General features: G+C 75.6%; 8 protein-coding genes. 5 read left to right on the top strand and 3 right to left on the bottom strand.

From position 1 onward, the window contains the following. Nucleotides 1-212 precede the first annotated feature (212 nt). Nucleotides 213-764: an FHA domain-containing protein gene (locus tag ABT245_RS36835; protein ID WP_351742652.1), complete on the top strand. Its 552-nt coding sequence runs from the start codon at nucleotides 213-215 to the stop codon at nucleotides 762-764. Nucleotides 765-789: 25 nt separating this feature from the next. Here the strand turns inward: ABT245_RS36835 and ABT245_RS36830 are convergent, their stop codons facing one another. After that, nucleotides 790-1,791, bottom strand: coding sequence for a methyltransferase domain-containing protein (locus ABT245_RS36830; RefSeq protein ID WP_351742649.1), 1,002 nt, complete (start codon nucleotides 1,789-1,791; stop codon nucleotides 790-792). 83 nt (nucleotides 1,792-1,874) lie between these two features. On the opposite strand from ABT245_RS36830, the gene ABT245_RS36825 reads away from it, so the two are divergent. The 4 genes from ABT245_RS36825 to ABT245_RS36810 all read left to right on the top strand — a co-directional run bounded on the left by ABT245_RS36825 (nucleotide 1,875) and on the right by ABT245_RS36810 (nucleotide 9,821). Then, nucleotides 1,875-2,279: a globin gene (locus tag ABT245_RS36825; protein ID WP_351742646.1), complete on the top strand. Its 405-nt coding sequence runs from the start codon at nucleotides 1,875-1,877 to the stop codon at nucleotides 2,277-2,279. A gap of 412 nt (nucleotides 2,280-2,691) precedes the next feature. Continuing rightward, nucleotides 2,692-5,982 carry an FtsX-like permease family protein gene (locus ABT245_RS36820; RefSeq protein ID WP_351742643.1) on the top strand — a complete coding sequence of 1,097 codons (3,291 nt, stop codon included), beginning with the start codon at nucleotides 2,692-2,694 and terminating at the stop codon, nucleotides 5,980-5,982. Between the two features lies 1 nt (nucleotide 5,983). Then, nucleotides 5,984-8,830: an FtsX-like permease family protein gene (locus tag ABT245_RS36815; RefSeq protein ID WP_351742641.1), complete on the top strand. Its 2,847-nt coding sequence runs from the start codon at nucleotides 5,984-5,986 to the stop codon at nucleotides 8,828-8,830. A gap of 34 nt (nucleotides 8,831-8,864) precedes the next feature. After that, the gene (locus tag ABT245_RS36810) at nucleotides 8,865-9,821 is read left to right on the top strand and encodes an ABC transporter ATP-binding protein (protein WP_351742638.1); all 957 of its coding nucleotides are present in this window, start codon (nucleotides 8,865-8,867) and stop codon (nucleotides 9,819-9,821) included. 146 nt (nucleotides 9,822-9,967) lie between these two features. Here the strand turns inward: ABT245_RS36810 and ABT245_RS36805 are convergent, their stop codons facing one another. Then, nucleotides 9,968-10,642: a DUF8185 domain-containing protein gene (locus ABT245_RS36805; RefSeq protein WP_351742635.1), complete on the bottom strand. Its 675-nt coding sequence runs from the start codon at nucleotides 10,640-10,642 to the stop codon at nucleotides 9,968-9,970. Beyond that, complete coding sequence (locus ABT245_RS36800; RefSeq protein WP_351742633.1) at nucleotides 10,639-11,094, bottom strand: acyl-CoA thioesterase; 456 nt, start codon at nucleotides 11,092-11,094, stop codon at nucleotides 10,639-10,641. Before ABT245_RS36800 ends, ABT245_RS36805 begins: the two co-directional genes overlap by 4 nt. Nucleotide 11,095: the final 1 nt, after the last annotated feature.

Raw genomic sequence — 11,095 nt, 5'->3', positions numbered from 1 at the left:
GGGCGCGGGCCCCCGCCGCCCCCGGGCGGGGGGTGGTTCTGGCTCCCCCCCGCCCCCCCCCCGCCCGGGCGCCCGATCTGGTTCCCCCCCCGCCGACGCCGCCCGCCGCCCCCGCCGCACCGCAGGCCTTCCAGCCGGCGTCGCCCGCCTTTCCGCAGGAGACCGGCCGCCCGCCGGCCGGCGGGCCCTCCTTCGGCGGCGGTGACGACTGGGTGATCTCCCCGCCGTCGTCCACCGGCCCGCCCGGACCCCCGGCCCCGCCCGGACCGGGCCCCGGCGGTCAGGGCGGCGGCTACGGCTACCCGCAGCCCGGCTCCCCGCAGTCCCCGCCCGGCTTCCCGCAGGCGCCGCAGCAGCCGGCGACCTGGACGGCGACCATCGGCCCGGACCGCGACTACTTCATGGCGATGATGCACCGCTCGGGCCCCGAGGCCGCGGGCCTGAACCTGCCCGCCTACTCGCCCGAGCAGCAGCGCACCCTCGCGGGCAACCAGATCACCATCGGCCGCCGCCGCCACTCCACCGGCGACACCCCCGACATCGATCTGTCGGTGCCGCCGGAGGACCCGGGCGTCTCGCACCAGCACGCGGTTCTGGTGCAGCAGCCGGACGGCAACTGGGCGGTGGTCGACCAGAACTCGACGAACGGCACCACGGTCAACGGCTCCGAGGACCCGATCCAGCCGTTTGTGCCGGTGCCGCTGCAGGACGGCGACCGGGTGCATGTGGGCGCCTGGACGACCATCACCATCCGGCGAGGCTGACGGCCCGGCCCGGTAGGAGCGCCGGTCAGCCCGGCAGGGGCCAGGCGTAGGGCCCCGCCGGGTCGTCCAGCCAGGCCCAGGCGCGGTCGCCGCTGACCGTGATGCCGTACCGCTCACGGCCCGGCATGCCCTCGCGCCGCCACATCGCGTACGCCTCCTCGGGATCGAGGCTGCCGCGGCCGAGCGCCAGCAGGAACCGGAACAGCTCGTCGTCGCGGGCCAGATGCGGGACCCCGCTCAGCGGCACCGGTGCCGGCTCGGGCCCGCCCGTACCGCGCAGCGGCACGAAATAGGCGGGGGTGGCCAGGAAATGGCCCTCGGCGTGCCGGGCGTCCCGCACGGCCAATGCGATCAGGCCGCCCGCCAACGGCGTCAGGATCCGCCCCCCGGGACGGCACTGGGCGAGCCAGGCACGCGGGATCGAGGACAGCGCGCAGGTCGCGATGATCCGGTCGAAGGGGGCACGGGCGGCGACACCGCGCGCGCCGTCACCGGTGACCACGACCGGACGGTGCCCGACGGCGGCCAGATGCCGCCGGGCCGACTCGGTGATCTCCGGTTCCAGATCGATGGTGGTGACCAGGTCGTCGTCGCCGAGCCGATGGGCGAGCAGCGCCGCGTTGTACCCGGAGCCCGTGCCGACCTCCAGGACCCGGTGGCCGGCCTCGACCCGCAGGGCGACGAGCATCGTCGCCATCAGCGAGGGCTGGCTGCTGGAGGAGATCAACTGCCCGTCGCGCATCCGCGTGGCGAGCGGGACGTCCTCGTAGGCCCCGCGCAGCCAGCGCTCCCGGTCCCGGGGGTCCGGGCTCCCGCCCCATCGACGCTCCTGGCCGCCGCGGACGCCGACGTAGACGTAGTAGTACGGCACGAACAGGTGCCGGGGCACCGCCGCGAACGCCTCCCGCCACACCGGGTCCTCGGCCCAGGCCCCACTCGCGTCGATCTCGCGCACCAGGTCCGCCAGCGCCGAACCGGCCGGCTCGGCGATGTCCCGGTCACCCCACCCGAGTGTGTGCGCGCCCATACGTCCACTGTGCGGCGCGCGGCCGCGGGAGGCGAGGTCTTAGGACCCGAGTCCTCGGTCACCGCGTCTGAGACCATGGGGGCGTGAATGAGATTCGGCGCGGCACGCTTCAGGAGCAGACCTTCTACCAGCAGGTCGGTGGGGAGGAGACCTTCCGCCGGCTGGTGCACCGTTTCTACGAGGGAGTCGCCGAGGACCCGCTGCTGCGGCCGATGTACCCGGAGGAGGACCTGGGCCCCGCCGAGGAACGGCTGACGCTCTTCCTCATCCAGTACTGGGGCGGCCCGACCACCTACAGCCAGAACCGCGGCCATCCCCGGCTGCGCATGCGGCACGCCCCCTTCACCGTGGACCGGGCGGCGCACGACGCCTGGCTGAAGCACATGCGGGTGGCCGTCGACGACCTCGGCCTCTCCGAGGAACACGAGCGCACGCTGTGGAACTACCTGACCTACGCGGCGGCCTCCATGCTCAACACCCCGGCCTGACCAACCCCAGCCCCACTGGCCCCCCTCCATCCGGGCGGGGGCTCCGCCCACGGGGCCGTCCCGGCGGGACTCCACACGGTCCGTCCGGGCGGTCCACGTGGGGACGTCCGAACAGGGCGACGCGAGCGCACGGGCGACCCCCGCGGGGCAAGCAACGTGAGCCGATGTACCCAGGCGATCCGTGCGGGCCGAAGCAGGCGGAGCCATTCGCCCTGGTCGGGGTAGGCGAAGTGGTTCGTGTGAGGTGGCCGCGCGTGCCGGTGCCGTAGGGCTGACGCGCGGATTCCGGGCAGATGACACCGGAATCCGGTCACAATCCGGTCAAGCCGTGTTCACAACCGCTTACCCGGCCGGTCCTCCTCTGACAGCATCACCGGAGTTGCTCTGGAGGAGCGGACCACACGGGGGCCGGGTGACGGGGTTCGTCGTTCTGCGTGCGCGGGCGCACCGCCTGTTGCTCGCCGCCGCTCTGCTCACCGTGGTACTCACCACGGCGGTGCTGGCAACCCTCACCGCCTACTCCGGCGCGATCGGCGACGCCGCCCTGCGCCACTCCCTGGCCGATCCCCGCACCGCCGCCGACACCACGCTGATCGTCAAGGCCGACGTGCCCGCGGACCGCCGCACCGCCGCCGACGCGACCGTACGGAAGGCGGCCGAGAAGACCTTCGACGGGCTGCCGGTCACGGTACGGACCCTGGTGCGCTCGGGGCCGTACGCCCTGCCCCGCTCCGTGCAGCCCCCGGCCGACCGTGCCGACGACCCGGACCTGACCTATCTCGCGGCGCTCGACCGCACCCAGGTCCGCCTGGTCTCCGGGCGGCTCCCGCGGCCGGCCTCCGGTGAGATCGAGGTGGCGCTGCCCCAGTCCTCCGCCCGGCTGCTCGATCTGCACGCCGGCGACCGGCTCACTCTCGCCGACCGGCTCGACGGCCCGTCGGCGCACGTCCGCGTCACCGGGCTGTACCGGCCAGCGACGGCCACCGCGCCCTACTGGCGGCTGGACGACCTGCTCGGCCGCGGTGTCAGGACATCGGCCTTCACCACGTACGGACCGCTGCTCGCCGATCCCGCCGTCCTCGACGGCACGGCGGTGAGCGCCGGCCCGTCCGCCTGGCAGGCCACGGCCGACTTCGGCTCGCTGACGACGGACCGGATCGACGCGCTGCGCACCGCGGCGCGGGCGGGCAGCGCGGCGCTGCGCGGACCGCACGGGCTGAGCGGAGTGACGTCTTCGACCACCTCGCTCCCGGACACCCTGGACCGCATCGACCGCTCCCTGCTCGTCTCCCGGTCCACCCTGCTGATCGTCGCCCTGCAACTGGTGCTGCTCGCCGGTTACGCGCTGCTGCTCGTGGCCCGGCTGCTGAGCGCCGAACGCGCGGGCGAGACCCGGCTGTTGCGCTCGCGCGGCGGCTCGCGCGTCCGGCTCGCCGGCCTCGCCGCCGCGGAGGCCCTGCTGCTCGCGGTGCCCGCGGCGATCTGCGCGCCGCTGCTGGCGGGTCCGCTCACCCGGCTGCTGGCCGGGCAGGGCGCGCTGGCCAGGATCGGGCTGCGCCTGCACGCGCCCGCGGGCGGGCGGGCCAGCGTGTGGCTGGTGGCGTGCTGCGTGGCGCTGGGCTGCGCGCTGGCGGTGACGGTGCCCGCGCTGACGGACGGCGGCGACGGCGCACGGACCGGCGCGGAGCCCGCCGGCCGGGGCTGGGCCCGCGTCCGCCGCGGCGCGCTGCCCGGCCCGGTGCGGGCCGGTGCGGACGTCGGCCTGCTGGTGGTGGCCGCGGTGGCGTACTGGCAGTTGAGCCGGCACACCTCCGGTGCCGTCGGCGCCGACGCGTCCGGCGGCCTCGGCATCGACCCGCTGCTGGTCGCGGCGCCCGCCCTGGCGCTGCTGGCCGGCACGGTGCTGACGCTGCGGCTGCTGCCGCCGGTGGCCCGGCTCGCGGAACGCCGGGCGGCGGCCGGTCGGGGGCTGCCGGCGGCGCTGGCGGGCTGGCAGCTCAGCCGCCGCCCGATGCGCGGCGCGGGCCCGGTGCTGCTGCTGGTCCTCGCGATCGCGCTCGGCATGCTGGCGATCGGGCAGGGCGCCTCCTGGAACCGCTCGCAGGACGACCAGGCCGACTTCCGGGCCGGTGTGCCGGTGCGGGTGCTGGGCGCCGGTGACGGCGGGCTCGGCCGCACCGAGACCTACGCGCACCTCCCCCGCGTGCGCGAGGCCGCCCCCGCCGTACGCACCGAGCAGCCGATGTCCGGCGACCGGACCGCGACCGTGCTCGCGCTGGACACGGCGCACGCGGCCGGCACCGTCCTGATGCGTGAGGACCTGGCCCCCGAGCCGGTCCGGCCGCTGCTGTCCGGGCTGACGCCCGAAGGTTCCCCGGCCGGAGCCCGGATCCCCGCGGACACCACCGGACTGCGCCTGCGGGCGACCGTGGCCGGCTCCCCCGGTTCTCGGACCACGATGGATGTGACGGCCACCCTCGTGGACCAGTACGGCGTTTTCTACCGGCTGCCGTTCGGCCGGCTGCCCGCCGACGGCCACCCGCACACCCTGACCCTCGAACTCGACGCCGCGCCCGGCCCGATCACGCTCACCGGGCTCCAGCTCGACATGGCCCAGCCCGCCGGACAAGCCGAACGGCACCGCCTGACCGTCTCCGGGCTGACCGCCCTCGGCGGCGACGGGCGGACGCGGCCAGTGTCCCTGTCGGCCGACTGGACCGCCTCGGTGAGCCTCGGAGCGACCGCCTCCACCAACGCGGCGACCCGCCCGCCCCGCCCGCGGGTGACCGGCACCGAGCCGCTGACCGTCGACTACGGCACCGGCTACACCCCCGACCGGACCCGCTGGTCCATCGCCACCGCCACGATCCGGCTCCAGGTGGCACAGCCCACGGCGCCCGAGGTCACCGCGCTGGCGACCGACCGCTTCCTGACCTCGGCGGGCGCCCGCGAGGGGCAGCGGGTGCAGGTGACGTTCGCCGGGCAGAGCCTGCCGGTGCGGATCGCACGGTCCGTGCGGGCCCTGCCCACCACGGCCGACCCGACGGATTCCGCCGAGCGCGACGGGGGCGCCCTCCTGCTCGATCTGCGGTCCGTGAACCGGGCGTTGCAGGCGCGGTACGGCGAGAGCGTCACGCCCACCGAGTGGTGGCTGCGGACCGCGCCGGGCGACGCGGCCTCGGTGGCCGCCGCGGTGCGGGCACTGCCGGACGTCGACCCGGAACAGGTCGTGGTGCGCGACGAGATCGCCGCCGAGCTGCGGGACGATCCGTTCGGGGCGGGGCCGGAGGCCGCCTTCGCGGCGGCGGCCGTGGTGGCTGCCGCGCTGGCCGCGGTCGGCTTCGCGGTGAGCGCGGCCGGGTCGCTGCGGGAGCGGGGAGCCGAGTTCGCGGTGCTGCGCGCCCTGGGCGCCCCGCGCCGGCAACTGGCCCGGACGATCGCCGCCGAGCAGGCCGTCCTGGTGGCCCTGGCGCTGGCGGTGGGGGTCGCCCTGGGCACCGTACTGACCAGGGCCGTCCTCCCGCTGATCGTCCTGACCGCCGAGGCCGGCCGGCCGGTGCCGGCCCTGCTGGTCGAACTGCCCCCGCAACGCGTGGCGTTGCTGCTGGCCGCGGTCGCCGCGACGCCGCTGCTCGTCACGGCCGCGCTGGCCCTGCGGCGCGCGGACCCGGCGACCTCGCTGCGCGACCAGGGAGGTGAATGAGATGCCCTCCGAACACAACTCCGAGCACAGTGCGGCTGCCGACCGTGGTGTGGCTGCGGGGGACCATGTGGCCCTGGGGGACAAGGGAGCGTCCGGACGGGGCAAGGCGTCGTCCGTGGTCGCTCCTTGGGTGCGCACCCGGTTGCGGGCCGCGCCGCTCGCCGCGCTCGCGCTCGCCCTGCTGGTCGCGCTGACCGCGTGCCTGGCCGCCGCCTTCCCGCGCGCGGTCGACCGGTACGAGGACGCGGGGCTGCGGCGCTCCCTCCAGCAGGCCCGCCCCGAGAGCACCAGCGTGCAGATCACCGCTTCCCAGCTCGCCGGCGCACCGTCCCCCGAGGAGCTGGCGGCACCCCTGCTGCCCGGCGCTCTGCGCGACCGGTACGAGAAGCTGTTAGACACCGTCCCCGAAGCGCTGGCCCTGGACCGCGCGCAGTCCGCGTACGGCGTGACCCTGAGCAAGAACCTGGAAGTGCCCGACCCCTGGATCCCCCGCCCGAGCGGCGTGCCCGCCCGGGTCGCCCTGGTCGCGCAGAACGGTCTCGCCGACCATGCGACGGTGCGCGAGGGCCGCCTGCCGCGCACATCCGGCACGGTGGGTGCGACGACCCCCGTGGTGGAGGCCGCCGTCACCGCCGCCACGGCCAAGAGCCTGCACATCAAGGTGGGTTCGGTCATCCATGTGCCGGCCGTGGGCCGGGCCCCGCTCGCCGTCCGGGTCACCGGCATCGTCACCCCGCGCGAGGCGGCCGGCGGGTACTGGTCGACCCGCCCCCTGCTGCGCACCCCGAGCCTGATGGCCCTGCCCACCGGTGGCCCCGACCGCTCCTGGTACTGGCTCGGCGTGCTGCTGCTGGCTCCCGAAGCCGCCCCCGCCCTCCTGGGCACCGACGGGGGCCCGCTGCGCTACTGGTCCCTGGCCCCCGACCCGCACCGCTTCCACGCCAGTGACCTCGGCCGTCTGAAGTCCGCCGTCGCCGGGCTGGAATCGGGCCCCGGTCTGCAGGAGGTCCGCGCTCTCACCGGCCCCGGCACAAGCGTGACCACCGGCCTGGACGGCGTCCTGATCTCCTTCTCCCAGCTGCGCGCGGGCACCGCGCCACTGGTCGCCGTCGCCGCCTTCGGCACCGCGACGGTCGCCGCGGTCGTCCTCCTCCTGGCGGGCGCGCTCGCCGCCGACCGGCGCCGCGCCGAGGCCGCTCTGCTGCGCGCCCGCGGCGCCTCCCTGACCGGCCTCGCCGGGCGGCTGTGCGCGGAGACGGCGGCCATCGCCGTACCGGCCGGTGCGCTCGGTCTCGCCGCCGCGCTCCTCGTGGTCCCCGAGGGCCGTACCTCGTACGCGGTCGCCGCCGCCCTGACGGTCACCGTCATCGCCTGCGCCACGCTCCCGGTGCGCGTCGCGCTCGCCCACCGCTCCATACGTGTCGCCGGACCGCGCGAGGACATGGTGACGACGCGTCCGTCCCGGCGGCGCACGGTCGCGGAGCTGACGCTGCTCGTGCTGGCCGCGGCGGCGGTGGAGTCGCTGCGCAGGCGGGGCACGTCGAGTTCGTCCGCGGACGGCCCCGCGGGCGATCAACTGGTGTCGGTCGCACCGGTGCTGGTGGGCGTGATCGCGGCGCTGGTGCTGGTGCGGCTCCTGCCGTTCCTGCTGCGCCGGCTGGCCCGCACGGCCGGACGGCTGCGCGGCGCCGTGGGCTTTCTGTCCCTGGCCCGCGCGGGCCGCACCTCGGTCTCGGCGGTGCTGCCCCTGCTGGCGCTGCTCACGGCGCTCACCACGGCGGCGTTCGGCGGTTCCGTGCTGGCGGGCGTGAACGAGGCCCGCGACCGGGTCGCCCTGCTGGCCGTCGGCGCGGACGCCCGCGTGGAGTCCGAGGGCCCGCTGCCGTCGGGCCTCGCCGACCGGGTGCGCGGCGTGTCCGGAGTACGCGCGGTCACCGAAGCGAGCATCGGCTACCAGGCGAAACCGCACGACGAACAGACCCCGGTACCGCTGGCGGGGGTGGATCCGGCCGGATACGGGACGCTGGCGGCCCGCACGGGCCTCGGCGCCTTCGAGGCCGACCGGCTCAAGCGTCCCGCGGCCGGCGGGCCGCTGCCCGCCCTGGCCTCGCCGTCCGTCGCGAAGGCGTACGGCACCCGCCGCCCCTTCCCGGTACGGCTGGAGGACGGCACCACGGTCTCCGTCCGGATCACCGTCGTCCGCGACCGTACCCCGGCCGTGACCAGCGACGGCTTCCTCGTCGTGGACCGGGCCGGGCTCAGCCCCGCCGCGGCCCGCCCGACGGCCCTGCTGGTGACGGGCCACCACGTGGACGCGGGGGCACTGAACCGGACGGCGGGCCCCACCGCGGGCGTGCGCGTGCGCGCACAGGAGCGGGCACGCTACGCCGACCCGCCCCTGCAGACCGGTGCCGAGCACGTCTACACGGCGGCGGTGGCGGCCGGCGCCGGCTATGCCGTACTGGCCCTGCTCCTCGCCCTGCTGCGCGCCGCACCGGAACGCGCCGCGCTCCTCGCACGCCTGCGCACCATGGGCCTGACCCGGGCGCAGGCCCGCCGTCTGCTCGTCCTGGAGTCCCTGCCCCAGGCGCTGCTCGCCGCGGCCGGCGGCGCGTTGACCGGCTGGGCGGCGATCCGGCTGCTGTCCCCCGGGATCGATCTGACCGCCGTCGCCCTCCCCTCGGCCGGCACATCGGCCGGCAGGACCGAGCTGTACCCGGATCCGCTGGCGCTGACCGTGCCCGCGATCACCGTGCTGGTGACGGCGGTCGGGGTGGCCGGCGTGCAGGCCTGGTGGGCCGGGAGACGCGGGTCGGTGCGGGAACTGAGGGCGGGGGATGCGCGATGAGCCGGGCCGGCCTGTCAACCGTGCGGGAGACGCGATGACCACCAACCCCACCCTCACCGAGCTGGCGAACCGGGTCACCGAGGCCCGCAACCGCCCGGCCTTTGGCCACGACGCCCTGATCACCTGCGACCGTGTCGTCCGGATCTTCTCCACGGACGGCGTCGAGGTCCAGGCCCTCCAGGGCCTCGACCTGCTGGTCCGTGAGGGGGAGCTGATGGCCCTGGTCGGCGCCTCGGGCAGCGGCAAGTCCACGCTCATGAACATCCTCGCCGGCCTGGACACCCCCACCGCGGGGGCGGCCCGGGTCGCCGGCCGCGATCTGCTCACCATGACCGCCAAGGACCGCCTCGCCTACTGTCGCGACGTCGTCGGCTTCGTCTGGCAGCAGACCTCCCGCAATCTGCTGCCCTATCTGACCGCCGCCCAGAACGTCGCCCTCCCGCTGAGCCTGTCCGGCACCCGCCTACGCCGCCGCGCCCGCGCGGAACGCGCCCTGGAGCTGCTGGAGTTGCTGGAGGTCGCCGACTGCCGCGACCGCCGTCCGCAGCAGATGTCGGGCGGCCAGCAGCAGCGCGTCGCCATCGCGGTGGCGCTCGCCAACTCGCCCGCGGTGCTGCTCGCCGACGAACCCACCGGCGAACTCGACTCCCACACCGCCGCGCAGGTCTTCGACGCCTTCCGCACCGCCAACGAACAGCTGGGCACCACCATCGTCATCGTCACGCACGACCAGGCGGTGGCCGACGAGGTCCGTCGCACGGTCGCCATCCGGGACGGCCGCACCTCCACGGAGGTCCTGCGCCGCAGTGAGATCGACGCCGCCACGGGCCATGAGACGGTGGTCGCCCGGGAGTACGCCATGCTGGACCGCGCCGGCCGTCTCCAGCTCCCCGCCGAGTACACGGAGGCCCTGGGCATGCGCGACCGGGTCGCCCTGGAACTGGAACCGGATCACATCGGCGTGTGGCCCGACGACAGCCAGGACCGCTGAGCGCCGCGCCGGAACTGCCGCGCTGTGCCGTCGGTCCTCTACGGCACCATCGTGGCCGGCCCACGCCCTTCAGAGCGCTGTCGGACCGCAACGGACTTCACCGGACCTGCTTGGCCCCGTCGGTGGACCACCGCCGGTCGGAGAGGTCAGCGCACGCTGACGTCCAGCGCCCCCAGGCCCGCCTGCCGCACGGCGACCGACCCGTACGGCGTACGCAGCCTGAGCCAGGGCCCCGACGAGAACAGCCCGGCCTCCACGGCACCCCGGCGCCGCAGGAAACCGAGGGACTGCGCCGCGTGCACGGCCCGTACCGGGAGCGGCGTCCCGGCGACCGTACGGGACCAGATGTCCCGCCCGATCCGGTCCAGCTCCGCCCGTGTCCGCCGCTGCGGCGCCAGCTCCCCCGAACGGGCACGGAACTCGGCGACGGCCGCGGCGACCAGCGTGCGCAGCGCGTCCGGCGCCGGCAGGCCCGCCTCCGGGCGCCAGCCACCGCGTGGCGGCAGGACCCCGGCCCACGGGGGCCCGGTCACCGGCCGGGGGACGACGGCGGTGGCCGCCAGCTCGTCCAGGGACTCCAGCAGCTCACCGGCGGACACGGTCACATCGAGGGTGACATCCAGCCCGTCCTCGTAGGGCTTGGCCAGCCGCACCGTGCGGATCGCCAGCACCTCGAAGGACGGCGGACGGCCGAACACGGCGAGGGCCGTCCCCGCCGCCTGCAACCGCACCGCGGCGCCACGGTCGTAGTGGAGCAGCCGGGACAGGAAGGCCGCGAGATCCGCCGCCTCCCCGTCGTCGGCCAGGTGGAGCACCGTCATGCGGCGACGGCCTCCTCCTCGTTCTTGCCCTCGTCCGCGCCTTCGCTCTTGCCCTCGTCGTCGGCGTCATCCATGTACTCCCGCAGGAACTCCCGTTCCTCGGCGGTGATCCGGCGCGGGCGCTGCGCCTCGAAGTCGTACGGCACGATCACCGTCGACGCACGGACGTAGATCTGGTCGCCGTCCTTCACCTCGTAGGCGAGGGTGAAGGACGCGGCCCTGGTCTCCGTGACCCACAGCTCCACATCCACGGGCTCGTGCCGGTGGACGAGTTGCCGCTTGTAGTCGATCTCATGGCGCGCCACCACGGACCCCTGCTGGAAATCCTTGTCCGGGCGGAAGAGGAAGTCGATACGGGCTTCTTCCAGGTAGCGGAGGAAGACCACGTTGTTGACGTGGCCGTACGCGTCCATGTCCGCCCAGCGCAGCGGGCAGCGGTAGATGTGCCGCAAG

Source organism: Streptomyces sp. NPDC001508 (assembly GCF_040298665.1).
GTDB lineage: Bacteria > Actinomycetota > Actinomycetes > Streptomycetales > Streptomycetaceae > Streptomyces.
The sequence above is the reverse complement of the archived record's forward strand: the minus strand, read 5'-3'. Positions and strand labels throughout refer to the sequence as shown.

Bases quoted from the DNA above. Each gene is read 5' to 3' on its own strand.
- ABT245_RS36830 (WP_351742649.1), bottom strand. From the start codon at position 1,791: ATGGGCGCGCACACACTCGGGTGGGGTGACCGGGACATCGCCGAGCCG.
- ABT245_RS36815 (WP_351742641.1), top strand. From the start codon at position 5,984: ATGCCCTCCGAACACAACTCCGAGCACAGTGCGGCTGCCGACCGTGGT.
- ABT245_RS36810 (WP_351742638.1), top strand. From the start codon at position 8,865: ATGACCACCAACCCCACCCTCACCGAGCTGGCGAACCGGGTCACCGAG.
- ABT245_RS36805 (WP_351742635.1), bottom strand. From the start codon at position 10,642: ATGACGGTGCTCCACCTGGCCGACGACGGGGAGGCGGCGGATCTCGCG.